This window comes from Streptomyces sp. NPDC045470, assembly GCF_040646595.1.
In the GTDB taxonomy this organism is placed as follows: Bacteria; Actinomycetota; Actinomycetes; order Streptomycetales; family Streptomycetaceae; genus Streptomyces.
The window spans coordinates 197594-223669 of sequence record NZ_JBEZAN010000008.1; the positions used below are offsets into that span (position 1 = coordinate 197594).

The 26076-nt window shown below is 69.5% G+C and carries 21 protein-coding genes, 1 tRNA gene and 1 pseudogene; 13 read left to right on the forward strand and 10 right to left on the reverse strand.

The window, feature by feature from the left end; translation table 11 throughout:
• The first annotated feature begins 35 nt into the window (after positions 1-35).
• Together trxB and trxA are read left to right on the forward strand one after the other, a co-directional pair.
• Entirely contained in the window at positions 36-1010 is a 975-nt protein-coding gene (trxB, locus tag AB0A97_RS23375; protein WP_125055285.1) for a thioredoxin-disulfide reductase, read from the forward strand.
• A gap of 50 nt (positions 1011-1060) precedes the next feature.
• Positions 1061-1387: a thioredoxin gene (gene trxA / locus AB0A97_RS23380; RefSeq protein WP_030017069.1), complete on the forward strand. Its 327-nt coding sequence runs from the start codon at positions 1061-1063 to the stop codon at positions 1385-1387.
• A gap of 82 nt (positions 1388-1469) precedes the next feature.
• Here the strand turns inward: trxA and AB0A97_RS23385 are convergent, their stop codons facing one another.
• From AB0A97_RS23385 to rpmH, 9 genes and pseudogenes are all read right to left on the reverse strand, one after another.
• Entirely contained in the window at positions 1470-2087 is a 618-nt protein-coding gene (locus AB0A97_RS23385) for a GNAT family N-acetyltransferase (RefSeq protein WP_361153110.1), read from the reverse strand.
• A 304-nt stretch (positions 2088-2391) separates the two neighbouring features.
• On the reverse strand, positions 2392-3492 hold the full coding sequence (locus tag AB0A97_RS23390) for a ParB/RepB/Spo0J family partition protein (RefSeq protein WP_361153111.1): 1101 nt from the start codon (positions 3490-3492) through the stop codon (positions 2392-2394).
• Between the two features lie 77 nt (positions 3493-3569).
• A pseudogene (locus AB0A97_RS23395) lies at positions 3570-4565 on the reverse strand (AAA family ATPase); the annotation flags it as partial.
• Positions 4566-4819: 254 nt separating this feature from the next.
• A complete protein-coding gene (rsmG, locus tag AB0A97_RS23400; protein ID WP_030017065.1) occupies positions 4820-5545 on the reverse strand; it encodes a 16S rRNA (guanine(527)-N(7))-methyltransferase RsmG in 726 nt (241 codons plus the stop codon).
• A 103-nt stretch (positions 5546-5648) separates the two neighbouring features.
• On the reverse strand, positions 5649-6182 hold the full coding sequence (locus tag AB0A97_RS23405; RefSeq protein WP_030017064.1) for a R3H domain-containing nucleic acid-binding protein: 534 nt from the start codon (positions 6180-6182) through the stop codon (positions 5649-5651).
• A gap of 14 nt (positions 6183-6196) precedes the next feature.
• Entirely contained in the window at positions 6197-7375 is a 1179-nt protein-coding gene (yidC, locus tag AB0A97_RS23410; protein ID WP_361153115.1) for a membrane protein insertase YidC, read from the reverse strand.
• Positions 7376-7378: 3 nt separating this feature from the next.
• A complete protein-coding gene (gene yidD, locus AB0A97_RS23415) occupies positions 7379-7696 on the reverse strand; it encodes a membrane protein insertion efficiency factor YidD (protein ID WP_003978865.1) in 318 nt (105 codons plus the stop codon).
• Positions 7693-8091 (reverse strand): ribonuclease P protein component, encoded by a 399-nt coding sequence (gene rnpA, locus AB0A97_RS23420; RefSeq protein ID WP_361153118.1) that lies wholly within the window; start codon positions 8089-8091, stop codon positions 7693-7695. Before rnpA ends, yidD begins: the two co-directional genes overlap by 4 nt.
• Before the next feature lie 21 nt (positions 8092-8112).
• The gene (gene rpmH, locus AB0A97_RS23425; RefSeq protein ID WP_003949374.1) at positions 8113-8250 is read right to left on the reverse strand and encodes a 50S ribosomal protein L34; all 138 of its coding nucleotides are present in this window, start codon (positions 8248-8250) and stop codon (positions 8113-8115) included.
• 358 nt (positions 8251-8608) lie between these two features.
• Between rpmH and dnaA the strand changes: the two genes are divergently transcribed.
• The 11 genes from dnaA to AB0A97_RS23480 all read left to right on the forward strand — a co-directional run bounded on the left by dnaA (position 8609) and on the right by AB0A97_RS23480 (position 24414).
• Entirely contained in the window at positions 8609-10561 is a 1953-nt protein-coding gene (dnaA, locus tag AB0A97_RS23430; protein WP_361153121.1) for a chromosomal replication initiator protein DnaA, read from the forward strand.
• Between the two features lie 1158 nt (positions 10562-11719).
• On the forward strand, positions 11720-12850 hold the full coding sequence (gene dnaN, locus AB0A97_RS23435; RefSeq protein ID WP_361153124.1) for a DNA polymerase III subunit beta: 1131 nt from the start codon (positions 11720-11722) through the stop codon (positions 12848-12850).
• 831 nt (positions 12851-13681) lie between these two features.
• Positions 13682-14563, forward strand: coding sequence for a phosphogluconate dehydrogenase (NAD(+)-dependent, decarboxylating) (gene gnd, locus AB0A97_RS23440; protein WP_361153126.1), 882 nt, complete (start codon positions 13682-13684; stop codon positions 14561-14563).
• A gap of 66 nt (positions 14564-14629) precedes the next feature.
• The gene (recF, locus tag AB0A97_RS23445; RefSeq protein ID WP_361153129.1) at positions 14630-15766 is read left to right on the forward strand and encodes a DNA replication/repair protein RecF; all 1137 of its coding nucleotides are present in this window, start codon (positions 14630-14632) and stop codon (positions 15764-15766) included.
• A 19-nt stretch (positions 15767-15785) separates the two neighbouring features.
• Positions 15786-16361: a DciA family protein gene (locus tag AB0A97_RS23450; RefSeq protein ID WP_361153132.1), complete on the forward strand. Its 576-nt coding sequence runs from the start codon at positions 15786-15788 to the stop codon at positions 16359-16361.
• 467 nt (positions 16362-16828) lie between these two features.
• The gene (gene gyrB / locus AB0A97_RS23455) at positions 16829-18883 is read left to right on the forward strand and encodes a DNA topoisomerase (ATP-hydrolyzing) subunit B (RefSeq protein WP_361153134.1); all 2055 of its coding nucleotides are present in this window, start codon (positions 16829-16831) and stop codon (positions 18881-18883) included.
• Positions 18884-18954: 71 nt separating this feature from the next.
• The gene (gene gyrA / locus AB0A97_RS23460; protein WP_361153137.1) at positions 18955-21579 is read left to right on the forward strand and encodes a DNA gyrase subunit A; all 2625 of its coding nucleotides are present in this window, start codon (positions 18955-18957) and stop codon (positions 21577-21579) included.
• Between the two features lie 87 nt (positions 21580-21666).
• Positions 21667-22326, forward strand: a complete 660-nt coding sequence (locus AB0A97_RS23465) for a DUF3566 domain-containing protein (protein WP_361153140.1) — start codon at positions 21667-21669, stop codon at positions 22324-22326.
• Positions 22327-22441: 115 nt separating this feature from the next.
• Positions 22442-22518 (forward strand) — tRNA-Ile (locus AB0A97_RS23470).
• Positions 22519-22715: 197 nt separating this feature from the next.
• Positions 22716-22850 (forward strand): DLW-39 family protein, encoded by a 135-nt coding sequence (locus AB0A97_RS23475; RefSeq protein ID WP_003958712.1) that lies wholly within the window; start codon positions 22716-22718, stop codon positions 22848-22850.
• A gap of 244 nt (positions 22851-23094) precedes the next feature.
• Positions 23095-24414: a hypothetical protein gene (locus AB0A97_RS23480; protein ID WP_361153142.1), complete on the forward strand. Its 1320-nt coding sequence runs from the start codon at positions 23095-23097 to the stop codon at positions 24412-24414.
• A 44-nt stretch (positions 24415-24458) separates the two neighbouring features.
• Here AB0A97_RS23480 and AB0A97_RS23485 read toward each other — a convergent pair whose 3' ends face one another.
• On the reverse strand, positions 24459-26048 hold the full coding sequence (locus AB0A97_RS23485; protein WP_361153145.1) for a serine/threonine-protein kinase: 1590 nt from the start codon (positions 26046-26048) through the stop codon (positions 24459-24461).
• Positions 26049-26076: the final 28 nt, after the last annotated feature.

Here is a 26076-nt window from a genome sequence, read left to right on the forward strand (position 1 = left end):
CCAGCAAGCAGTCGGCAGAGACAAGGAAGACACCCGTGAGCGACGTCCGTAACGTGATCATCATCGGCTCCGGGCCCGCGGGCTACACCGCCGCGCTCTACACCGCCCGTGCCTCCCTGAAGCCGCTGGTTTTCGAGGGCGCCGTCACCGCCGGTGGCGCGCTGATGAACACCACCGAGGTGGAGAACTTCCCCGGGTTCCGCGACGGCATCATGGGCCCCGACCTGATGGACAACATGCGTGCCCAGGCCGAGCGCTTCGGCGCCGAGCTGGTTCCGGACGACGTGGTCGCGGTCGACCTGACCGGCGAGATCAAGACCGTCACCGACACCGCCGGCACCGTCCACCGCGCCAAGGCCGTGATCGTCACCACCGGCTCCCAGCACCGCAAGCTGGGCCTGCCCCGTGAGGACGAGCTCTCCGGCCGCGGTGTCTCGTGGTGCGCCACCTGCGACGGGTTCTTCTTCAAGGACCAGGACATCGCCGTGGTCGGCGGCGGCGACACCGCGATGGAGGAGGCCACCTTCCTCTCCCGCTTCGCCAAGTCGGTCACGATCATCCACCGCCGCGACACGCTGCGGGCCAGCAAGGCGATGCAGGAGCGCGCCTTCGCCGACCCGAAGATCAACTTTGTCTGGGACAGCGAGGTCGCCGAGCTGCACGGCGAGAACAAGCTCTCCGGCCTGACGCTGCGCAACCTGAAGACCGGCGAGACCTCGGAGTCCCCGGTGACCGGCCTGTTCATCGCGATCGGCCACGACCCGCGCACCGAGCTGTTCAAGGGTCAGCTGGAGCTGGACGACGAGGGCTACCTCCAGGTGGAGGCCCCGAGCACCCGTACGAACATCACGGGTGTCTTCGCCGCCGGTGACGTCGTCGACCACACCTACCGCCAGGCGATCACGGCGGCCGGTACCGGCTGCTCCGCGGCTCTGGACGCCGAGCGGCACCTCGCCGCGCTCTCGGACAGCGAGGACGTCCCGGAGCCGGAGAAGACCGCCTCCGCCTGACTCCGCCCCTGACGCCCCCGAGCCCCATTCCACCCAGTAAGGAGACTGCCATGGCCGGTGCCACGGTGACCGTGACGGACGCCAACTTCGAAGAGGTCGTTCTCAAGAGCGACAAGCCCGTACTCGTGGACTTCTGGGCCACCTGGTGCGGTCCGTGCCGCCAGATCGCCCCGTCGCTGGAGGCGATCGCCGCCGAGCACGACGAGATCGTCATCGCGAAGCTGAACACCGACGAGAACCCGACCACCACCGCCAAGTACGGCGTCATGTCGATCCCGACGATGAACGTCTACCAGGGCGGCGAGGTCGTGAAGACCATCGTCGGCGCCAAGCCGAAGGCGATGCTGGAGCGCGAGCTGGGCGACTTCCTCGCCTGATCGCCCTCCGCGACCCGCACGAACGCGAACGGGCCCGCCCCTCCTGGGGCCGGGCCCGTTCGCGTTCGTGCGGAGCCGCTCTTCAGAGCGGACGCAGGGCGGGCTCTTTCTGTACCGCGCCCAGGAGGCGGTCGAGAGCCATCTCCACGTCCTCCTTCCACGAGATCGTGGTGCGCAACTCCAGCCTCAGGCGGGGGAAGCGGGGGTGCGGGCGGACCGTCTTGAAGCCGACGGCCAGGAGGTGGTCGGCGGGAAGCACGCACGCGGGCTCCGACCAGCGGGCGTCACCGAAAGCCTCGACCGCCTTGAAGCCGCGGCGGATCAGGTCCTTGGCCACCGTCTGCACCATTACCCGGCCCAGCCCCTGCCCCTGGTATCCGGGCATCAGCCAGGCCGTGAGGAGCTGTACGGCGTCGGGGGACACCGGGCTGGTGGGGAAGGCCGTGGAGCGCGGGACATACGCGGGCGGCGCGTACAGCACGAAGCCGACCGGGACATCGTCGACCTGCACCACGCGGCCGCAGGAGCCCCACTCCAGAAGGACGGCCGAGATCCAGGCTTCCTTCTCCAGCTCGGGCCGGCCCGCTCGCACCGCGGCTTCGCCGCTTACGGGGTCGAGTTCCCAGAAGACGCAGGAGCGGCAGCGCTTGGGGAGGTCCGGAAGGTTGTCCAGCGTGAGCGGTACGAGCCGACGGCCCATGAAGACAGGTCCTCACTTTCGCCCGCCGCACCGCGCGATGCCGTCCGCACGTCCCGCTCTCTGAGCAGGCCACCGACGAAACCACCGACTGCTCCGAGGCCGAAGCCCGCTGCCAGCAGTCCGGTGCGGCTCACCGTTCGCATGGCTTACTCCTTGATGTGGGGGTTTCCACGTGGATGTGCGCCATACCCGATCGCATCGTATCCACGGTCCGCGTGTGCGGGTACCGCCACACAGCAATGGGCGGGCCGTGTTCCGCAATCCGCTGGGAACACGGCCCGCCCACGGGGCCGGGGAACTCGGCTCAGTCCTTGTCGCCGTTGTCCTCGGTGAGGCTCTTGTCGAGCACCCGGCCCTCGCCGGGAGCCATGGTGCCGAGGATGCGCTCCAGGTCCTCTATCGATGCGAACTCGACGACGATCTTGCCCTTCTTCTGCCCTAGGTCGACCTTCACCCGGGTCTCGAAGCGGTCGGACAGCCGGGAGGCAAGGCCGGTCAGGGCAGGGGAGACGCGGGTGCCGGCCCGCGGCTTCTTCGTCTTGGTGGCACCGGCGGGCTCGGAGCCCATCAGCCGCACGATCTCCTCGACCGAACGCACCGAGAGTCCCTCGCGGACGATGCGGCGCGCCAGTTCCTCCTGCTCGTCGGCGTCGCCCACGCCCAGCAGGGCGCGCGCGTGGCCGGCGGAGAGCACCCCGGAGGCCACCCTGAACTGCACGGACGTCGGAAGCTTCAGCAGCCGCAGGGTGTTGGATACCTGCGAGCGCGACCGGCCGATACGGTCGGCCAGCTCGTCGTGGGTGCAGCTGAAGTCCCGCAGCAGCTGGTCGTAGGCCGCGGCCTCTTCCAGCGGGTTCAGCTGAGCCCGGTGGAGGTTCTCCAGCAGGGCGTCCAGCAGCAGCTTCTCGTCGTCGGTCGCGCGGACGATCGCCGGGATCCGCTCCAGGCCGGCCTCACGGCAGGCCCGCCAGCGCCGCTCGCCCATGATGAGCTCGTACCGCTCGGGACCGGTCTGCCGGACCACCACCGGCTGGAGGAGACCGACCTCCTGGATGGAGGTGACCAGTTCGGCGAGTGCCTCCTCTTCGAAGACCTCACGCGGCTGCCGCGGATTGGGCGTGATCACGTCGAGCGGCAGCTCGGCGAAGTGCGCCCCCGCAACCTCCTCCGTCACATCCGCCGCCGCTTCCGCCTTCTGCGGCTCTTCCGTTTCACGTGAAACGGCCCTGGCCGCGATCGAGGTGACCTTGGCCGCCGCCACCCCGCGGTCCGGCGGCATGGCCGGCACCGCGGACGGCGAGGTCGCTCCCCGGCCCACCACGGGCGCGGCGCTGTCCGCTGCCTGCGGTGCCGCGGGGATCAGCGCACCGAGCCCACGGCCCAGTCCTCTACGTCGTTCGCTCACTGATTCCCCTCCGACATGCTGTGCTGTGGTTCGTAGTTCACGGTGAGCCCCTCGGCCGCGGTCCCGGCCTGGGCGGCTCCACGCAAGGCGATCTCCCGGGCCGCTTCCAGGTAGGAGAGCGAGCCGCTGGAGCCCGGGTCGTAGGTGAGGACCGTCTGCCCGTAGCTGGGCGCCTCGGAGATACGCACCGAACGGGGGATGCTGGTGCGCAGCACCTCGCTGCCGAAGTGGTTACGCACCTCCTCCGCGACCTGGGAGGCCAGCCGGGTGCGGCCGTCGTACATGGTGAGCAGGATCGTCGACACGTGGAGCTTGGGGTTGAGGTGCCCGCGCACCAGGTCGACGTTGCGCAGCAGCTGACCGAGCCCTTCCAGCGCGTAGTACTCGCACTGGATCGGGATCAGTACCTCGGCACCCGCGACCAGTGCGTTGACGGTCAGCAGGCCGAGCGACGGCGGGCAGTCGATGAGGATGTAGTCCAGCGGCTGTTCGTAGGCCCTGATGGCCCGGTCCAGCCGGCTTTCCCGCGCCACCAGCGAGACCAGTTCGATCTCGGCGCCGGCCAGGTCGATCGTGGCCGGCGCACAGAACAGTCCCTCCACGTCGGGCACCGGCACCACGACATCGGCCAGCGGCTTGCTCTCCACCAGCACGTCGTAGATGGAGGGGACTTCGGCGTGATGGTCGATGCCCAGGGCCGTGGAGGCGTTGCCCTGCGGATCGAGGTCGATGACCAGGACTCGGGCGCCGTGCAGAGCCAGCGAGGCAGCAAGGTTGACCGTCGTGGTGGTCTTACCGACCCCGCCCTTCTGGTTGGCGACCACCATGACCCGAGTGTTTTCGGGCCGGGGCAAGGCTTCTCCGGTGCGGCCAAGCGTCTGAACCGCCAGCTGAGCTGCACGACCGATCGGGGTGTCGTCCATGGGGGACGGCGTTTCACGTGAAACGTCATCCCCGAGCGACTCGCTACGGGGACCGGGGACCGGATCGGTCATCGGGCCCGCGATGTTGGCGTCGGACCGCAAGGATTCACTCTCCTCGACATCAGGCTCGCAGTGCTCAGAGCCTGCCATGCTTTCGGTGTCGTGAACCAGTGAGGCCCGTTCTCCTGTGGATGAACCCACCTCTGTGGATACTTCCGTGACCCCTGGGGGCTTCCGGTCACGCGGCGCGGCAGCCGCGCGACCACGGCTGATGATTCCATGCAGCAGAGAACGACGTTTCACGTGAAACACGATGACAGCGTTGCGTCCGTTTTGTAAGCGACACTCCGCTTTATGCCGTTTTGTTGGTTTCGCTGGGGGAGTCAGTGAGGCTTCCGCCCCACTCAGCGGCGCCGTCCCCGCTGCGCCCGACTGGGCCGGGCCGCCTTCGCACGCTTGGCCGCGAAACGCACACCACCAGGGCTCTCGCCCACCTCGACACGGACCACGGTCGACAGCGGGTCCACGACCCCTTCACCGACCTGGACGACCGAGGTCTCCACGACACCGAGCTTGCTCAGCGCGGCCCGGGCCCCCTTCAGCTCCTCCTCGGCCGTGTCCCCCTTCAGCGCCAGCATCTCGCCGTAGGGACGCAACAGCGGCACACCCCAGCCCGCCAGCCGGTCGAGCGGTGCCACCGCACGCGCCGTCACCACATGCACCTGCGGAAGCTTGCCCATGACCTCCTCCGCACGGCCGCGCACCACCGTGACATGGTCCAGCCCGAGCAGCTCGACCACCTCCAGCAGGAAGTTCGTCCGCCGCAGCAGCGGCTCCAGCAGCGTGATCTTGAGGTCCGGCCGCACCAGAGCCAGCGGAATACCCGGCAGCCCCGCACCCGAGCCGACATCACAGACCGTGACGCCCTCGGGCACCACCTCGGAGAGCACCGCGCAGTTCAGCAGGTGCCGCTCCCACAGCCGCGGCACCTCACGCGGACCGATCAGACCTCTGCGCACGCCCGCGTCGGCGAGCAGCTCGCCGTAGCGCACGGCCTCCGGAAAAAGCTCACCGAACACCTCACGCGCCACATCCGGCGCCGGTGGGAGCTCCGCTGCTGCGTCCGTCACGGGAAACGCCCTTCCTCTGGACTAGTTATAAGGCTGACAAGATGTGGCCCCGCCTGCGAGACAGACGGGGCCGGTGACATCAAGCTGTGCGGGGCTCTGGCCGTCAGGCCGGGAGGACCACCACACAACGCTGGGGCTCTTCGCCCTCGGACTCGCTGCGCAGCCCCGCGGCCGCCACCGCGTCGTGCACGACCTTGCGCTCGAAGGGGGTCATGGCCTTCAGCTTCACCGGCTCGCCGGTCCCCTTGGCCTCTTCCGCCGCCTTGGCGCCCAGCTCCGCGAGTTCCTCGCGCTTCTGGGCCCGGTACCCGGCGATGTCCAGCATCAGACGGCTGCGGTCACCGGTCTCACGGTGCACCGCGAGCCGGGTCAGCTCCTGGAGCGCCTCCAGCACCTCACCGTCCCGGCCCACCAGCTTCTGCAGGTCACGGCTGGTCGAGTCACTGATGATCGACACAGCGGCGCGGTCGGCCTCGACGTCCATGTCGATGTCACCGTCGAGGTCGGCGATGTCCAGCAGGCCCTCAAGGTAGTCGGCCGCGATCTCACCCTCCTGCTCCAGGCGGGTGAGGGTGTCGGTCCCCTCGGCGGCCGGGGTCCCCCCTGTCGACGACGAGGGGCGGGTCGTGTCCGTCACGGAAGGACTCCTTCTTACTTCTTGGACGGGTGCTTGGGCCGCTGCTGGCCCTTGCGCTGTCCGGACTTGGCGTTACGGGAGCCGGAGGCGGAGGAGCCGCCCTTCGGCTTGCTGTCCTGAGGTGCCTGCTTCTCCAGGGACTGCTTCTTCGAAGTGTCCGCGCCGGAGGCGTCGGAAGCGCTGGAGCCGGCCCCCGCACGGGTGCGCCGCTGCGCACCGGCGCCACCGGCCTGCTTGCCGCCGCCGGCGGTGGGCTGGGTCTGGCGCTGGGACTTGCTCTGCCGCTTGGGCTGCTGCCGGTTCTGGCGCGCCTCCTCGGCGACCTTCTTGGCCTCGACCTCGGCCGGGTCCTCCTTGAGCTTGCCCTTGGCGCGCAGCCGCTGCTGACGCTCCTCGAACGCCTTGCTGCCCGGGGTGGGGTTCCGGCGGATGACGAACATCTGCTGGCCCATGGTCCAGACGTTGGTGGTCAGCCAGTACAGGAGAACGCCGACGGGGAAGCCGGGGAAGCCGATACCGAAGACGGCGAACATGACCGGGAAGACGTACATCAGCATCTTCTGCTGCTGCATGAACGGCGTCTTCACCGTCAGGTCGACGTTCTTGGTCATCAGCTGGCGCTGCGTGTAGAACTGCGACGCCGACATCAGGACGATCATGATGACGGTGACCACGCGGACGTCGGTGACCGACGCGCCCAGAGACTGGATCTTCTCCGGGGTGTCCAGGAACTTCGCGGCCAGCGGCGCGCCGAAGATGTGCGCCTTCTGGGCGCTCTCCAGCAGCGACTGGTTGATCACACCGACGGTCTGGTTGTTCGCGATGTGGCTGAGGACCTGGTACAGCGAGATGAAGAACGGCGACTGCGCCAGGATCGGCAGGCAGCTGGAGAGCGGGTTGGTGCCCGTCTCCTTGTACAGCTTCATCATCTCTTCGGACTGACGCTGCTTGTCGCTCTTGTAGCGCTCCTGGATCGCCTTCATCTTCGGCTGGAGCGCCTGCATGTTCCGCGTCGACTTGATCTGCTTCACGAAGAGCGGGATCAGGCAGATACGGATCAGCACCACCAGCGAGACGATGGACAGACCCCACGCCGCGCCACTGTTCTCGTCGAAGATGAGGCTGTAGAACGAGTGGAACTGGACGATGATCCAGGAAACTGCGTAATAGAGAGGACTGAGGATCGTGTCCACGAATCAGGCTCCTTGGGCGGTGGGCTGAGTCTCAGGCTGTGCGGCAGGCTCAGGGACGGTGGACCCGCCCAGGCGGCTCCTCAGCCGCCGATGCCAGACCGGACGCTTCCGGGGTGGAACGTGGTCGACGCCACCGGGCGACCACGGGTTGCAACGCAGGATGCGCCAAGCCGTCAGCGCGGTCCCTTTCACCGCGCCGTGCCGGTCGATGGCCGTGTAGCCATAGTGGGAGCACGACGGGTAGTACCGGCAGACCGGCCCCAGCAGGGGGCTGATGGTCCACTGGTACAGCTTGATCAACAGCAGCAGCGGGTACTTCACCGCGGCTCCCTCCCCTGACCTCGGGTGGGGGGAACTCCATCCAGCAGCCGCTGCAGCGCGGTGTCCAGGTCACGGGCCAGCTGTTCGTGGTCCGCATCGCCCGCACCGGGCAGCGCCCGTACGACAACCAGGCTACCGGCGGGCAGCCGGTCCAGCCGGTCGCGCACGAGGTGGCGCAGCCTGCGCTTGACCTTGTTGCGGACCACGGCACCGCCGATGGCCTTGCTCACGACGAAACCCGCACGCGCCGGGGGAGGGCTCTCCCCCGCTGCGTGCGGGTCCGTTGCACCGCTGCGTAGATGGACGACGAGGAGCGGGCGCCCGGCCCTGCGTCCCCGGCGTACCGCGGTCGCAAAGTCCTCGCGCCGCCTCAGCCGATGCTCGGTAGGCAGCACGTCATGGACCTAGCTCAGGGCTCAGGCCGACAGGCGGGCGCGACCCTTGCCACGGCGGGACGCGAGGATCGCGCGGCCGGCACGGGTACGCATCCGCAGGCGGAAGCCGTGGGTCTTGGCGCGACGACGGTTGTTCGGCTGGAAGGTGCGCTTGCTCACTCGGGGGCTCCAGAGATGCTTGGTGTCTCCGGGGAGACAGGTGTGGGGCGTCGATTGGCTGTCACCGTGCGCCCACGAGAAGCTCGCAACGCCCGAGTGCACCGCTACTTCGATCACCAGAGCGCGATCTTTGCCCATCGGAGGCAGGCGGCAGCAGCCATCGACAACTCGACCTGGTTACGGTACGCGCGGCGGCGTCATCCGGTCAAACCGGCCCCCGGCCGGGACACACTATGCACAGCCTGTGGACAACAACTTGAATCACCAGGGTCGCCCTGACTACCGTGGGTCAACTCCGATTCCTTCCCGCCCGTCCTGAGAATCACACATTCGTGGGACCAGTGAGAGAGCGTGCTCTGTGGCCGACGTACCTGCCGATCTTGCCGCAGTGTGGCCACGCGTACTTGATCACCTCCTACGCGCGGAGAGCGACAGCCTCAAGCCGAAGGACCAGGACTGGCTGAAGCGGACCCAGCCCTTGGCGCTGGTGGCCGACACCGCCCTGCTGGCCGTGCCCAACGAGTTCGCCAAGGGCGTGCTGGAAGGCCGGCTCGCGCCGCTCATCGGGGAGGCGCTGAGCCACGAGTGCGGGCGCCCGATCCGGATCGCGATCACCGTCGACGACTCCGCCGAGGAGCCGCAGCCCCAGCAGTCGATGCCGCAGTCGCAGCAGTCTCCGCATCTGCAGCAGCGGCACCAGCCCCAGCAGCCCCAGCAGCAAGGTGGACAGTCGGGGCAGCAGCACGATGCGTACGGCGGCTACGACAGCCGGCAGAACGAGGGCTACGACAACCGGCAGGGTTACGGCCACCAGGACGACGACCTGCCCCACGTACGTCCCGCGTACCCGGAGTACCAGCAGCATCAGCAGCCCCGGCACGAGCCCGGCGCCTGGCCGCAGCACTCCGGCAGGGGCGGCCAGAACGGCCCCGGTCCGCGCGAGGACTACGGATGGCAGCAGCAGCGCCTCGGCGGCTTCCCCGAACGCGACCCCTACGCCACGCCACCCCCCGCACACGTTCAGCAGCAGCACCAGCACCCTCAGCGGTCACAGAGCGACTACCGGTCGTCGGCTCCCGAGCACACCGGCCCGCCGCAGCACCAGCACTCCGAGGGCCACTCCCCGTACGAGCAGCAGCCGCCGCAGCGGCGTGACCTGGCCGAGCACCAGCCCCCCGCGCACATCCAGAACCCCGGCCCCGGCGGCCTGCCCGCGCCCAGCGGCGCCCCCGGCCCGCTCGCCGCGCAGCCCGCGCCGGCGACCGGCCCCGGCGAGCCGACCGCCCGGCTGAACCCGAAGTACCTCTTCGACACCTTCGTCATCGGCGCGTCCAACCGCTTCGCGCACGCCGCCGCGGTCGCCGTGGCCGAGGCGCCGGCCAAGGCGTACAACCCGCTCTTCATCTACGGGGAGTCCGGCCTCGGCAAGACGCACCTGCTGCACGCCATCGGGCACTACGCGCGCAGTCTCTACCCGGGCACCCGGGTGCGGTACGTCAGCTCGGAGGAGTTCACCAACGAGTTCATCAACTCCATCCGCGACGGCAAGGCGGACGCGTTCCGCAAGCGCTACCGCGACATGGACATCCTGCTCGTCGACGACATCCAGTTCCTGGCGAGCAAGGAGTCGACGCAGGAGGAGTTCTTCCACACCTTCAACACGCTGCACAACGCCAACAAGCAGATCGTGCTGTCCTCGGACCGGCCGCCCAAGCAGCTGGTCACTCTGGAGGACCGGCTGCGCAACCGCTTCGAGTGGGGGCTGATCACCGACGTCCAGCCGCCGGAGCTGGAGACCCGGATCGCGATCCTGCGCAAGAAGGCGGTCCAGGAGCAGCTCAACGCGCCGCCGGAGGTGCTGGAGTTCATCGCCTCCCGCATCTCGCGCAACATCCGCGAACTGGAGGGGGCGTTGATCCGGGTCACCGCCTTCGCCTCCCTCAACCGCCAGCCGGTGGATCTGGGCCTGACGGAGATCGTCCTGAAGGACCTGATCCCCGGCGGCGAGGACGCGGCCCCCGAGATCACCGCGACCGCGATCATGGCCGCGACCGCGGACTACTTCGGGCTGACCGTGGACGACCTGTGCGGATCGTCGCGCAGCCGCGTGCTGGTGACGGCGCGGCAGATCGCGATGTACCTGTGCCGTGAGCTGACGGACCTGTCGCTGCCGAAGATCGGGGCGCAGTTCGGCGGGCGTGACCATACGACGGTGATGCACGCGGACCGCAAGATCCGGGCCTTGATGGCCGAACGGCGCTCCATCTACAACCAGGTCACCGAGCTGACGAACCGCATCAAGAACGGCTGACGCGGCATCGGCCACCGGCCGGCCGGAGTTCCGAGGGCGCCCCGGGGACGTAACCGCTCCCGGGGCGCCTTTCGTCGCTCGGCGGGGTCCACGGACGGACGGCACGGCTTCGACGGATGTACGCCACGGCTCCGACGGACACGGCAGAGGCCGCGGTGGCCGTACGGCGCGGCTCCGGGCCGACGTACGGAAGAGGTGCCGCGGCGGGCGTACGGCGAGCTCCCTGGCCCCGTATCCGTGCGGCGCGTCCCCCGGCTCGTACAGCGGAGTCCTCCGTCTCGCTCAGCGGGCTTCTCCGCCCCGTACGGAACGCCCGAACTCGCCGTACGGAGACATCTCCACCGCGCCTCGCAGCCCCTTCGACCCCGCCCCGCGACCACCCCGACCCTGTCCCGACCCTGTGGAAGGCCACCGCTCTGTTCGATTCCTCGTCAGGTCACGGCCGTACTCCACAGATTGGCCAAGATTCTTCCGTCCACATGCTGGGGACTGGGAAGTTATCCCTGTGGCTTCCACAGGAGGGCCGACCGCAGGGGCATCAGCCCAGCTCAGCGGCGTGTGGATTTGTGGCTAACGTTCATCCACAGGGTGTGGACAGAAGATTCGTCCACAGGGGGTCCATCGCGTTGTCCACTGCCTACCCACAGGTGGCCCGCGCTTGTCCCCAACTTCTCCACACCCCTGTCCACTGTTCGGCAAGGCGACACCCGCGCTCACCGGGCCGAGTGAAAGGCGTCACACCAAGGTGCCGGATTGGGCTGTGGGGAACCGGGGTAAAGCTGGGGACAGGACTGGGGAGAAGTAGGGCTCCCCTGTGCATCGGGTGTGCATGAAAAGCGGCGGTCCACAGACACAGCCGGTTGTCCACGGCTGCCGCCCACAGGCCCGGTGGACAAAAAAGCCGCGTTGACCTGCGCAGATCCAGTTGTCCACGGTTTCCACAGGCCCTACTACTACGACCACAGATAGCTACCGGGGAACTCGTTTCGAATCGGGTGCTGTGCACAACTTGGGGATCGGTCGTCCGACGCCTCTCGACCCGACTTGACCCCGAGCCGCAACAGCTGTCGGTGACGTACGTCAGACTGGTCCCCGGCGACCCAGCCGACGAAGAAGGCCAGCAGGGCGTAAGCCAGCAACAGCAGGAGGCGGTTTCCGGTGAAGATCCGGGTGGAGCGCGATGTACTCGCGGAGGCAGTGGCCTGGGCGGCCAAGAGCCTCCCGGCCCGTCCGCCGGTGCCCGTCCTCGCGGGCCTGCTGCTGAAGGCGGAAGAGGGCAGCCTGAGCCTCTCCGGCTTCGACTACGAGGTCTCGGCGCGCGTCTCCGTCGACGCGGACGTGGAGGAGGAAGGCACCGTCCTGGTCTCCGGCCGCCTGCTGGCCGACATCTGCCGTGCCCTCCCCAACCGCCCGGTGGAGATCTCCACCGACGGTGTACGGGTCACCGTCGTCTGCGGCTCCTCGCGGTTCACCCTCCACACCCTCCCGGTGGAGGAGTACCCGGCACTGCCGCAGATGCCGACCGCCACCGGGACCGTGCCCGGTGAGGTCTTCGCCGCGGCCGCCGCCCAGGTCGCCATCGCCGCCGGCCGTGACGACACCCTGCCGGTGCTCACCGGTGTCCGGATCGAGATCGAGGGCGACACCGTCACACTGGCCTCCACCGACCGCTACCGCTTCGCGGTCCGCGAGTTCCTGTGGAAGCCGGAGAGCCCGGACGCCTCCGCGGTGGCCCTGGTGCCCGCCAAGACGCTGCTGGACACCGCCAAGTCCCTCAGCGGCGGCGACAGCGTCACGCTGGCGCTGTCCGGCTCGGGTGCCGGTGAGGGCCTGATCGGTTTCGAGGGCGCGGGCCGCCGGACGACCACCCGGCTCCTGGAGGGCGACCTCCCGAAGTACCGCACGCTCTTCCCCACCGAGTTCAACTCGGTCGCCGTGATCGAGACCGCCCCCTTCGTCGAGGCCGTCAAGCGTGTGGCACTGGTCGCCGAGCGGAACACGCCGGTGCGCCTGAGCTTCGAGCAGGGCGTGCTGATCCTGGAGGCCGGCTCCAGCGACGACGCACAGGCTGTGGAGCGGGTGGACGCGGACCTGGAGGGCGACGACATCTCCATCGCCTTCAACCCGGGCTTCCTCCTGGAGGGCCTGTCGGCGATCGACTCCCCGGTGGCCCAGCTGTCCTTCACCACCTCGACCAAGCCGGCGCTGCTCAGCGGCCGCCCGGCCAAGGACGCCGAGGCGGACGACGCGTACAAGTACCTGATCATGCCGGTGCGCCTGTCCGGCTGACCGTCCGACGGGTGCCGGACGGCCCCGGCATCCGGGCGACTCCAGCCGTACGTCCGTCCGTCGACGGAAGTCACCCAGGAGTTTTCACTCCGCCCCTGATACACGAACGCCACGTACGTGCATCAGGGGCGGATCTCTTTTCTGCGGGCGGTGTGTGCGAATGGCTTTACCGGCGGTGCCGCGGGACCGGCGAAAAGCCTGTATGCGCGTGACGTAAGCGGAATACAGCAAGACGCTTTCCCGCGCCGACCGGAACGCGGGGAAATCGCATTCCGGTCGCCTGTGGAAACAACCGGCAGCCGGAGACACGTACGTCCACAACACCGCCGGGCGCCGTACCCGGGCGCCGTACCCGGGCCCGTGCCGGGTACGGCTCCGGGGCCAGAAGTCATCCACAGCCGGTGGACGAAGCTGGCGCGGCGTCGCCCAGCCGCTGGTCACAGGGCTGCTGATGCCCCGATCCGACGGACCCTGTGGAAATCCCGGCCGACGGCCGCGCCCCACCACGTCCTCGGAGCCGCTGAGAAGTAGATGCGGTACGGCCCGCCGCGGAGAGGCTCATTTCCGTACGAAGTCGTACACCCGGCTCGCCTCGTTCGGCGGCTCGAAACAGGTGATCGTCCGGAAGCGGGCTTTTCAGGAGACCCGCTCGGCCCGAATTCTCCACGCCTGGCAGGAGTTCCGGTCCGAAAAGCCGAAAGGCTCACGAGGCGTCCCCGCCGCACCCCCGGTCGTCCACAGGTGTGGGGCCCGCTCCGCCGCGTCGTGGCTTCGCGCGTAAACTCGACACGTAGGGCGGGGATGTGCCGTAACGCAACGTAAGGGGTACTGATGGAGCTCGGTCTCGTCGGTCTCGGCAAGATGGGCGGCAACATGCGCGAGCGCATCCGCCGCGCAGGCCACACCGTCATCGGATACGACCGCAACCCGGACCTGGCTGACGTGAACAGCCTCAAGGAACTGGTGGACGGGCTCAAGGGTCCGCGCGTGGTGTGGGTCATGGTGCCCGCCGGCGACGCGACCCAGGCGACCATCGACGAGCTGGGCGACCTGCTGTCCCCCGGTGACGTCGTGGTGGACGGCGGGAACTCCCGCTGGACCGACGACGAGAAGCACTCCGAGGAGCTGCGCGCCAAGGGCATCGGCTTCGTCGACTGCGGCGTCTCGGGCGGTGTCTGGGGCCTGGAGAACGGCTACGCGCTGATGTACGGCGGCTCCACGGAGGACGTCGCCAAGGTCCAGCCGATCTTCGACGCGCTCAAGCCGGAGGGCGAGTTCGGCTCGGTGCACGCCGGCAAGGTGGGCGCGGGCCACTTCGCGAAGATGGTCCACAACGGCATCGAGTACGCCATGATGCAGGCCTACGCCGAGGGCTGGGAGCTGCTGGAGGCGGTCGACTCGGTCACCGACGTACGCGAGGTCTTCCGGTCCTGGCAGGAGGGCACGGTCATCCGTTCCTGGCTGCTGGACCTGGCGGTCAACGCGCTGGACGACGACGAGCACCTGGAGAAGCTGCGGGGCTTCGCCGCCGACTCCGGCGAAGGCCGCTGGACGGTCGAGGCCGCGATCGACAACGCCGTGCCGCTGCCCGCGATCACGGCGTCGCTCTTCGCGCGCTTCGCCTCGCGTCAGGACGACTCGCCGCAGATGAAGATGATCGCGGCGCTGCGGAACCAGTTCGGCGGCCACGCCGTCGAGAACGCGAAGAAGTAAGCCGCACGAAGAAGCAGACAGCCAGGTAGCAGAAGGTCCGGTAGCCGGGGGAGGTCGGCGCGCCACATGCACGTATCGCATCTCTCGCTCGCCGACTTCCGCTCGTACGCCCGGGTCGAGGTCCCGCTCGACCCGGGCGTCACCGCTTTCGTCGGCCCCAACGGGCAGGGCAAGACCAACCTCGTCGAGGCGGTCGGCTATCTGGCCACGCTCGGCAGCCACCGGGTCTCCTCCGACGCGCCGCTGGTGCGGATGGGGGCCGAGCGGGCGATCGTGCGGGCCGCGGTCGTCCAGGGCGAGCGGCAGCAACTGGTCGAGCTGGAGCTGAACCCGGGCAAGGCCAACCGGGCGCGTATCAACAGGTCGTCGCAGGTCAGACCGCGCGACGTGCTGGGGATCGTACGGACGGTGCTGTTCGCGCCGGAGGACCTGGCGCTGGTCAAGGGCGATCCGGGGGAGCGCCGCCGCTTCCTGGACGAGCTGATCACGGCGCGGTCGCCGCGGATGGCGGGCGTGCGCTCGGACTACGACCGGGTGCTCAAGCAGCGCAACACGCTGCTGAAGAGCGCGGCGCTGGCCAGGCGGCACGGCGGACGCCAGATGGACCTGTCCACCTTGGACGTGTGGGACCAGCACCTGGCCCGGGTCGGCGCGGAGCTGCTGGCTCAGCGCATGGACCTGATCGCCACGCTCCAGCCGCTGGCCGACAAGGCGTACGAGCAGTTGGCGCCGGGCGGCGGTCCCCTCGCGATGGAGTACCGCGGCTCGGCCGGTGACGCGATGCACGGTGTCTCGACGCGGGAGGAGCTGTACGGGCTGTTGACCGAGGCGCTCGGCGCGGCCCGTAAGAACGAGATCGAGCGCGGAGTGACGCTGGTCGGTCCGCACCGCGACGATCTGCTGCTCAAGCTGGGGCAGTTGCCCGCCAAGGGGTACGCGAGCCACGGCGAGTCCTGGTCGTACGCGCTCGCGCTGCGGCTGGCCTCGTACGACCTGCTGCGCGGTGAGGGCAACGAGCCGGTGCTGGTGCTCGACGACGTGTTCGCGGAGCTGGACAGCCGGCGGCGGGAGCGGCTGGCGGAGCTGGTGGCGCCCGGTGAGCAGGTGCTGGTGACCGCGGCGGTGGACGACGACGTGCCGGGCGTGCTGTCGGGGGCCCGGTTCGCGGTGTCCGAGGGTGTCGCGGAGAAGGTCTCGCCGTGAGCGGGCGTCGGAGCCGGTGATGAGCGGCGAGCGGCCGGAAACGCCCTCCGAGGAGCCCTCGGAGCGGCCGCCCGGCGCCGACCAGCCCAAGCCCCCGGAGCTGTCCGGGATCGACCTGGCCCGGCAGGCGCTGGTCGCCGCCAAGGAGCAGGCGAAGGCGCGGGGTGCCGCCGCGCAGCAGAAGAAGCAGGCGCGCCGCGGCGGTCTGCGCTCCGGCGCGCGCGCCGACGGGCGCGACCCGCTGCCGCTGGGAGCGGCGATCAACCGGCTCATCACGGAGCGCGGCTGGGAGACCCCGGCCGCGGTGGGCGGCGTCATGGGGCGCTGGCCGCAGCTCGTGGGGCCGGAGGTGGCGCAGCACTGCGAACCGCAGAAGTACGACGAGGAAGCGCGCGTACTGACGGTGCAGTGCGACTCGACGGTGTGGGCGACACAGCTGCGGCTGCTGGCGCCGCAGCTCGTCGCGCGGCTGAACCAGGACCTGGGGCAGGGCACGGTGAAGCTGATCAAGGTGCTGGGTCCGGGCGGTCCGGCGCGGCGGTACGGGCCGTTGCGGGCGCCCGGCAGCAAGGGCCCCGGGGACACGTACGGCTGAGAGCCTCTGTCCGAGCCACGGCCGGGCGCCTGCCTCCCCCCGAAAGGCCCGAGGCCCGAAAGGTCAGGGGGCGCCCCACGAAGACACTCCGGCGCCTTGCGATCGGTTCGGCCTCCGAAGGAATGATGGAAGAGCCGAGACGGAGCGCAGCGCAGTGCACCGGACGACGTGCGCTGATCCGGCCGGGGCTCGGACACAGGCTCCGAGGTGAACGCGTGTTGCGGGTGAGACTCCGCTCACGGTAGCCGGAGGTTGACAGCCCGAAGCGCTGAACGCCGTCTAGAGCGTCCTGGGGGCCCGTCGCAGATATGGGGAGTCGGCCAACGGCACTTCAGGGCGGCACATGACGACTCAGGCGCCCGCAAACCCCCATTAGTGTCGGCGCTACCGGTAGACTGGTAGCAATCCCGCCCACTCGCGGAACATGTCGAACGACGCAGCCGCCCTGCTTCTGATGGAGGCGGCTCGTGCTGTGCCAGAAAGGGCGCTTCGTGGCCGACTCCGGCGACCTCAACGAGAACAAGACGGCTTCTACTGAAGAGGGGGTTCCTGCCGGCGCCAGTGGCGACTCTCCGGAAGAGAAGTCGTACGACGCCAGCGCGATCACCGTCCTTGAGGGCCTGGACGCGGTCCGTAAGCGCCCCGGTATGTACATCGGCTCGACCGGCGAGCGTGGTCTGCACCACCTCGTGTACGAGGTCGTCGACAACTCCGTCGACGAGGCGCTGGCCGGGCACGCGGACACCATCGACGTGACGATCCTGCCGGACGGCGGCGTGCGCGTCGTCGACAACGGCCGCGGCATCCCCGTCGACATCGTGCCCTCGGAGAAGAAGCCGGCCGTCGAGGTCGTGCTGACGGTGCTGCACGCGGGCGGCAAGTTCGGCGGCGGCGGTTACGCGGTCTCCGGTGGTCTGCACGGCGTGGGTGTCTCCGTCGTCAACGCGCTGTCGCAGAAGGTCGCCGTCGAGGTCAAGCGGGACGGCTACCGCTGGACCCAGGACTACAAGCTCGGCGTGCCGACGGCTCCGCTGTCCCGTAACGAGGCCACCGAGGAGACCGGTACGACGGTCACCTTCTGGGCCGACGGTGACATCTTCGAGACGACCGAGTACAGCTTCGAGACGCTGTCGCGCCGCTTCCAGGAGATGGCGTTCCTCAACAAGGGCCTGACGATCACGCTCACCGACGAGCGCGAGGCCCATGTGGACGAGGAGGGCAAGGCGCTCACGGTCCGGTACCACTACGAGGGCGGCATCGTCGACTTCGTGAAGTACCTGAACTCGCGCAAGGGCGAGGTCGTCCACCCCACGGTGATCGACATCGAGGCCGAGGACAAGGAGCGGATGCTCTCCCTCGAGGTCGCGATGCAGTGGAACACCCAGTACACCGAGGGTGTCTACAGCTTCGCGAACACCATCCACACGCACGAGGGCGGTACGCACGAAGAGGGCTTCCGCTCGGCGATGACGGGCCTGATCAACCGTTACGCCCGGGACAAGAAGCTGCTGCGCGAGAAGGACGACAACCTCACGGGTGAGGACATCCGCGAGGGTCTGACGGCGATCATCTCGGTCAAGCTCGGCGAGCCGCAGTTCGAGGGCCAGACCAAGACGAAGCTGGGCAACACCGAGGCCAAGACCTTCGTGCAGAAGGTGGTCCACGAGCACCTGACGGACTGGCTCGACCGCAACCCGAACGAGGCCGCGGACATCATCCGCAAGGGCATCCAGGCCGCGACCGCACGGGTGGCGGCCCGTAAGGCCCGGGACCTGACCCGCCGCAAGGGCCTGCTGGAGACGGCGTCGCTGCCCGGCAAGCTCTCGGACTGCCAGTCCAACGACCCCACCAAGTGCGAGATCTTCATCGTCGAGGGTGACTCGGCCGGCGGCTCGGCCAAGTCCGGCCGTGACCCGCAGTACCAGGCCATCCTGCCGATCCGCGGCAAGATCCTGAACGTGGAGAAGGCACGGGTCGACAAGATCCTGCACAACAACGAGGTGCAGGCGCTGATCTCGGCCTTCGGTACCGGTGTCCACGAGGACTTCGATATCGAGAAGCTCCGGTACCACAAGATCATCCTGATGGCGGACGCCGACGTCGACGGCCAGCACATCAACACCCTGCTGCTCACCTTCCTCTTCCGCTTCATGCGGCCGCTGGTGGAAGCCGGGCACGTCTACCTCTCCCGCCCGCCGCTCTACAAGATCAAGTGGGGCCGGGACGACTTCGAGTACGCCTACTCCGACCGGGAGCGCAACGCCCTGATCGAGCTCGGCAAGCAGAACGGCAAGCGGATCAAGGACGACTCGGTCCAGCGCTTCAAGGGTCTGGGCGAGATGAACGCCGAGGAACTGCGCGTGACGACCATGGACGTCGACAGCCGCGTGCTCGGCCAGGTCTCGCTGGACGACGCGGCGCGCGCCGACGACCTGTTCTCGGTGCTGATGGGTGAGGACGTCGAGGCCCGGCGCTCCTTCATCCAGCGCAACGCCAAGGACGTCCGCTTCCTCGACATCTGAGCCCTGTCGGCCCTCCCCCGCCCGACGGCGGGGACCGCAGCAGCCGCAGCTCGAAAGGATCTAGAACAGCAATGGCCGACGAGAACACCCCTGTGACCCCGGACGGCGTGACCGCCGAGGGCGCGGCCCCCGCCATCGAAGGCGTGGGCATGCGTGTCGAGCCCGTCGGGCTCGAAACGGAGATGCAGCGCTCCTACCTCGACTACGCGATGTCCGTCATCGTCTCGCGCGCGCTGCCGGACGTACGGGACGGCCTCAAGCCGGTGCACCGCCGCGTCCTTTACGCGATGTACGACGGCGGGTACCGCCCCGAGAAGGGCTTCTACAAGTGCGCCCGCGTCGTCGGCGACGTGATGGGTACGTACCACCCGCACGGTGACTCCTCCATCTACGACGCCCTGGTCCGGCTGGCCCAGCCGTGGTCGATGCGGATGCCGCTGGTGGACTCCAACGGCAACTTCGGCTCGCCCGGCAACGACCCGGCCGCGGCCATGCGGTACACCGAGTGCAAGATGAAGCAGCTCTCCATGGAGATGCTGCGGGACATCGACGAGGAGACCGTCGATTTCCAGGACAACTACGACGGCCGCAACCAGGAGCCGACGGTCCTGCCGGCCCGCTTCCCGAACCTGCTGATCAACGGCAGCGCCGGCATCGCGGTCGGCATGGCGACCAACATCCCGCCGCACAACCTGCGCGAGGTCGCCGCCGGTGCCCAGTGGGCGCTGGAGCACCCGGAGGCCTCCAGCGAGGAGCTGCTGGACGCGCTCATCGAGCGCATCAAGGGCCCGGACTTCCCGACCGGCGCGCTGGTGGTGGGCCGCAAGGGCATCGAGGACGCGTACCGCACCGGCCGCGGCTCGATCACCATGCGTGCGGTGGTGGCGGTCGAGGAGATCCAGAACCGCCAGTGCCTGGTGGTCACCGAGCTGCCGTACCAGGTCAACCCGGACAACCTCGCGCAGAAGATCGCCGACCTGGTCAAGGACGGCAAGATCGGCGGCGTCGCCGACGTCCGTGACGAGACCTCCTCGCGTACGGGCCAGCGCCTGGTCATCGTCCTCAAGCGGGACGCCGTCGCCAAGGTCGTGCTGAACAACCTCTACAAGCACACCGACCTGCAGACGAACTTCGGCGCGAACATGCTCGCCCTGGTGGACGGCGTGCCGCGCACCCTGTCGCTGGACGCGTTCATCCGCAACTGGGTCACCCACCAGGTCGAGGTCATCGTCCGGCGCACCAAGTTCCGGCTGCGCAAGGCCGAGGAGCGGGCCCACATCCTGCGCGGTCTGCTCAAGGCGCTGGACGCGATCGACGAGGTCATCGCGCTCATCCGGCGCAGCGATACGGTCGACGTGGCGCGCGAGGGCCTGATGGGCCTGCTGGCCATCGACGAGATCCAGGCCAACGCGATCCTGGAGATGCAGCTGCGCCGGCTGGCCGCCCTGGAGCGCCAGAAGATCACCGCCGAGCACGACGAGCTGCAGGCGAAGATCAACGAGTACAACGCGATCCTCGCCTCGCCGGAGCGCCAGCGCCAGATCATCAGCGAGGAGCTGGCGGCGATCGTCGAGAAGTTCGGCGACGACCGGCGCTCGAAGCTGGTGCCCTTCGAGGGCGACATGTCCGTCGAGGACCTGATCGCCGAGGAGGACATCGTCGTCACGATCTCCCGTGGCGGCTATGTGAAGCGGACGAAGACCGACGACTACCGGTCGCAGAAGCGCGGCGGCAAGGGCGTACGGGGCACGAAGCTGAAGGAAGACGACATCGTCGACCACTTCTTCGTCTCCACCACCCACCACTGGCTGCTGTTCTTCACCAACAAGGGCCGGGTCTACCGGGCCAAGGCGTACGAGCTGCCGGACGCCGGGCGGGACGCGCGCGGCCAGCACGTGGCCAACCTGCTCGCCTTCCAGCCGGACGAGCAGATCGCGCAGATCCTGGCGATCCGCGACTACGAGGCCACGCCCTACCTGGTGCTCGCCACCAAGGGCGGCCTGGTGAAGAAGACGCCGCTCAAGGACTACGACTCGCCGCGTTCCGGCGGCGTCATCGCCATCAACCTCCGGGAGACGGAGGAGGGCGCGGACGACGAGCTGATCGGTGCCGAACTGGTCTCCGCCGAGGACGACCTGCTGCTGATCAGCAAGAAGGCGCAGTCGATCCGGTTCACCGCCACGGATGACGCGCTGCGTCCGATGGGACGCGCCACCTCGGGTGTCAAGGGCATGAGTTTCCGCGAGGGCGACGAACTGCTCTCGATGAATGTGGTGCGGGCCGGTACGTTCGTCTTCACCGCCACCGACGGCGGCTACGCCAAGCGCACCTCGGTGGACGAGTACCGCGTCCAGGGTCGCGGTGGTCTCGGCATCAAGGCCGCCAAGATCGTGGAGGACCGGGGTGAGCTGGTCGGCGCCCTGGTGGTCGAGGAGACGGACGAGATTCTCGCCATCACGCTCAGCGGTGGCGTGATCCGTACGCGGGTCAGCGAGGTCAGGGAGACGGGCCGTGACACCATGGGCGTCCAACTGATCAACCTGGGCAAGCGCGATGCCGTGGTCGGTATCGCACGTAACGCCGAGGCCGGTCGCGAGGCCGAGGAGGTCGACGCGGGTGTGGAGCCCGGGGCGGCCGACGAGGCGGAGGGCACCGAGTCCGCGGTGGCCGAGGGCGGCGAGCCCGCGGCGGAGTAACGCGAGGAGTAGGTCGTGAGTGGAGCCACGGGCGCTGCGGCGGGTGGACCGGGAGACAGGAAGAGCTCCCGTTCGGGACCCGCGACCGTGACGGAGGACAGCGCCCGTGGCTCCGCCGCGTCCGGTGACACCTCGTCCGAGGGCTCCTACCAGGGGGGAACCGTGACCGACCGGCGACAGCCGCAACCGCATTCCGCGGCGCAGCCGCAGCCCCCGGCCCAGGGTTCGGGCCCGGCGCCCGGGCCCCAGGGCGGGGGCACGCAGGGCGGCCAGCAGCCGTACCAGCCGCCCCAGGCGTACCGATCGGGTGCGGGACAGGGCGCGGGGGCGCAGCAGGGGGTGCGCCGGCCGCGTACGGGCGCCCGTACGACGCCTCGTACCCGCAAGGCCCGGCTGCGCGTGGCCCGGGCCGACCCCTGGTCGGTGATGAAGGTCAGCTTCCTGCTCTCCATCGCGCTGGGGATCTGCACCATCGTGGCGGTGTCGGTGCTGTGGATGGTGATGGACGCGATGGGCGTCTTCACCACGGTCGGCGGCACGATCAGCGAGGCGACGGGGTCGGGCGACGGCGGCGGTTTCGACCTCCAGTCGTTCCTGTCGCTGCCGCGGGTGCTGCTGTTCACCGCGGTCATCGCGGTGATCGACGTCGTGCTCGCCACGGCGCTGGCCACGCTCGGGGCCTTCATCTACAACATCTCGGCCGGGTTCGTGGGCGGCGTCGAGCTGACCCTCGCCGAGGACGAGTGACGGACGCGGGCATCCTCGGGAGGGGCCGTACGGCGGCCCCTCCCGAGGGCCCGGGGACTCCCGGACCACGATTTTGGGAATGCCTCTGAAGTGCGCTAATCTTTCGGTGCAGCGCGGGGCTATAGCTCAGACGGTTAGAGCGCTTCCCTGATAAGGAAGAGGCCACAGGTTCAAGTCCTGTTAGCCCCACCAGCGCGAGAGAGGTCCTACCGGAGACGGTGGGGCCTCTTTCGCGTTCGGGGTGGCCACGGCCGGGCGGGCGGGTCCGGGCGAGGACGGTCCGTGCGTCATCGCGCATGGGTCGGGCCCTAGGTCACCGATCGGTATCGGCCGGTGTGTATCATCGGCCCCCAGAGGTCCCCTACGTCAACGAAAGACGAGGTCGCGCGGTGAAGAAGCTTCTCCTGGTCGCACTGGCCGCCATCGGCGGGCTCCTCGTGTACCGCCAGATCCAGGCGGATCGCGCCGAGCAGGATCTGTGGACGGAGGCGACCGACTCCGTGCCCGCAGGTTCGGGTGTGTGAGACGCACAGCAGTTCGTAGTCAACGTACGTACCCCGGCCACCGTGTGACGGTGACCGGGGTCTCGTGCGTCCGGGGGCGGGACGGCGCGTGACGCGGCGTGCGACGCGGCGTGCGACGCGGCCGTCCCGACGGGTTTGCCATAGCACATAAGTAGCTTGCAAAAGCAAATGTGGTGAGGGGTGGCTCGTGGCAAGGGGGCGTACGCGAAGGGGTGGGCGCGCCGGGAGGCTGGTGCCCGTCCTGGTGCCCGTACTCGTATCCGTACCGGCGCTGGCGGGTGCCGGGGCGGCAGGGCCCGCGGACGGTGCGCGGAACAGCCCGCCCGCCTACCGGACGGCGGCCGGCGCCCAGCCCGTGCAGGGCACCCAGAGACCGTCCGGCGCGCCGCGTATCGAGCCAGGGACGTACACCGACACCCTCGCCCGCGGCGACGAGAAGCACTACACGGTGCGGCTGGACGAGAAGTCCAGCGCCTACTTCTCGGCGGTGGCCGCGCCCCGGCCCGGCAGCGAGGTCGCGGACCACACCGACAGCCTGAAGGTCAGCCTCCGCGACGCCGACGGCAACGCCTGTTCCCCGGGCGGGAGTACGGCCTTCCGCGGCCGCGGCATGGCGTACCCGATCGCCGATTACGCCACCCGCCGTGCCGACGGGCCGCGGACCAACTGCCAGAAGGCAGGCGCCTACTACTTCGTGGTCAAGCGGGTCGGCAAGGCGTCGGCACCGGGGGCGTCCCGCTGGCCCGTCGAACTCCGCTTCCAGCGCGAACCCGGGCTCACGGGCGCACCACCCGCCCAACCTGCCCCCGGCTCCTGGTCCACGGCGACCCCCGTACCGCTGACCGGCGGCAAGAAGAAGGACGCCGACGGCGGCACCGGCTTCAACGACGCCGGGCCGATCGGCAAAGGGGTGTGGCAGGACCGCATCAGGCCGGGGGAGACCCGGTTCTACCGCGTACCGGTGGACTGGGGGCAGCAGCTGAGCGTGAGCGTCGAGCTGCCGGGCGGGACGCTGGCGGGCGGGGGCGCTGCGGTGCGCGGGCAGCGCGCGGTGGCCGGCTCGCGGCTCGTGGCCAGCGCGCTGGGGCTGGGGGTCTACAACCCGGCGCGCGGCCCGGTCAGCGACACGCGCTTCATCGCGTACGACGGCAAGCCGGCCGCCGCCAGGATCGCCACAGCACCCGTGGACTACGGCAACCGCTACAACGCCGCCGCCCCGGTGAGCGCGATGCGTTTCGCGGGCTCCTACTACCTCGCCGTGTCACTGCATCCGGATGCCGCGAAGTACTTCGAGGACGGCACCCCGATCACCCTACGCATCGACCCGGCAGGCCGACCGCAACGCGGCCCCGACTACCGAGAGAAGACCACCGACTTCTCTGTGTCGCCGCAACAACGCGCAGCAGCAGACGAGGGCATGACGACGCAGCAGGTGGCGTCGAGCAGCAGGCTGCGCGTGCTGGGGTACGGCGGCATCAGCACGGGGACGGTGCTGTTGTTGGCGCTGGGGGCGTGGGCGTTGGCTGCGCGCTGGAAGAGCGGTGGGGCGCGCGGGCAGCAGTGAACTGCGTTGGCGGACCGAGGGCTTGCTGGGTGGGGCGCTGCGTGTCAACTGACGGACAGAGCCCAGACACCGAACGCGATGCACAGCAGTGCCACCACGATCACCGGAACCGCGACCTTGGGCGGAGGCCCGGGACGCCGCTGCGGCACGGCCCGGTGCCGACGGGCCGCTGCGCGTCCGGAGGGCGGCAACGGCTGCGGGCGGTCGGGCGTGTACGGGCGGGTGTCCGGGGGCCTGGACGGGCCGTGGCCGAGGGGGTGCGCCGGGGGCAGGGTCGGGGGTGTGGTGGGGGGTTGCGGGGCCGCGTAGGGGGGCGGGGGCGGGGTTTCGGGTGGTGATTCGTGCGCTGTTCCGTACTGCGCTCCGTACTGGGCTTCGTACTGCGCTCCGTACGCCTTCCCGTGCGGGCCGCCTACGCGCTCCTGATCGGGTCCCCGAGCGGCTCCCTGAGCGGCTCCCTGAGCGCCGCTCTGGGGCCGTACGCCGTCGCGGCCGGTGCCGGGCGTGTGCGCAGCGCCCGGGGCGTCGGTGGCGGGGTGCTGCGGTGCGGGTATACCGGTGGAGGGCGGCGCCAAGGGAAAACCGCCGGTGTCGGACAGGGGCACCGGAGGCGGGGTGGGCGGCGTGGAGGGCGCGGCGGCCGGCTGCTCCGGCCGAGGCGACCCGTGGTGTTCCTGCTGCCCCTGCCCCTCCTGCCCGCCCTTCCCCTGCCCGCCTTCTCCCTGCCCCTCCGCCCGCTTCGGCGGCCTCGCCCGGAGCGGGCCGTCCGGCCCGAACCCGGCGGGCAGCGGACCGATGTGGTCGAAGACCTCGACGACCTCGTCCTCGATCGTCGTTTCCGGCAGCAGCTCGGCCGCCGCGAGCAGCGCCTTGCGCGCGCCCGAGGCCGTCTTGAAGCGCAGCTCCGGGTCCGGCTGCAACAGGTTCGCCAGCACCTGCCACAGCGGCTCCGCGATGTCCTCGGGAGCCTCCGGAGTGCCGTGCTCGGTGAAGCGCTCGACCAGGCCCTGCGCGTCCGGCTTGGCACCGGTGAGCAGGTTCACCGCGACCAGGCCGACCGCGAAGAGGTCCCCGGGGAAGTCTGGATCGGCGCCCAGCATCTGTTCCGGCGCGAAGTAACCGGGCGTGCCCACCACGTAGTTGGCGTCGGTCAGCCGTGGCTCGCCCTTGCGCATCGCGATGCCGAAGTCGGACAGCCGCACGTGCGGCCGGCCGGTCCCGGTCGACTCCAGCAGGACGTTCGCGGGCTTGATGTCGCGGTGCACGATGCCTTCCGCGTGGACCGCGGTCAGCCCCGACAGCAGCTGGTCGAGCAGGACACACACCAGGCGTGGCGGCAGCGGCCCGTAGTCCCCCACGAGGTGTGCCAGTGAACCGCCGTGCACCAGGTCCATGGTGAACAGGACCTTGTCGTCGTCCGCGGCCCAGCTCGCGGGGGCCAGTACGTGCGGGTGGTCGATCCGTACGGCCTGCTCCCGTACGAACCGCAGCAGCGTGTGCGCGTCGCTCTGCTGCAGCACCTTGGCCGCCACATAACGGCGGCGCCGCTGGTCCCAGGCGCGCCACACGGCTCCCACGCCGCCCCGCCCGATCGGGTCGATCAGCTCGTACCGACCGGCGAAGACCTCACCCATTGCGCCCCGTCCGCCTACCGAACCACCG

Bases quoted from the DNA above. Each gene is read 5' to 3' on its own strand.
- trxA (WP_030017069.1), top strand. From the start codon at position 1,061: ATGGCCGGTGCCACGGTGACCGTGACGGACGCCAACTTCGAAGAGGTC.
- AB0A97_RS23385 (WP_361153110.1), bottom strand. From the start codon at position 2,087: ATGGGCCGTCGGCTCGTACCGCTCACGCTGGACAACCTTCCGGACCTC.
- gnd (WP_361153126.1), top strand. From the start codon at position 13,682: ATGGAGCTCGGTCTCGTCGGTCTCGGCAAGATGGGCGGCAACATGCGC.
- recF (WP_361153129.1), top strand. From the start codon at position 14,630: ATGCACGTATCGCATCTCTCGCTCGCCGACTTCCGCTCGTACGCCCGG.
- AB0A97_RS23450 (WP_361153132.1), top strand. From the start codon at position 15,786: ATGAGCGGCGAGCGGCCGGAAACGCCCTCCGAGGAGCCCTCGGAGCGG.
- gyrA (WP_361153137.1), top strand. From the start codon at position 18,955: ATGGCCGACGAGAACACCCCTGTGACCCCGGACGGCGTGACCGCCGAG.
- AB0A97_RS23485 (WP_361153145.1), bottom strand. From the start codon at position 26,048: ATGGGTGAGGTCTTCGCCGGTCGGTACGAGCTGATCGACCCGATCGGG.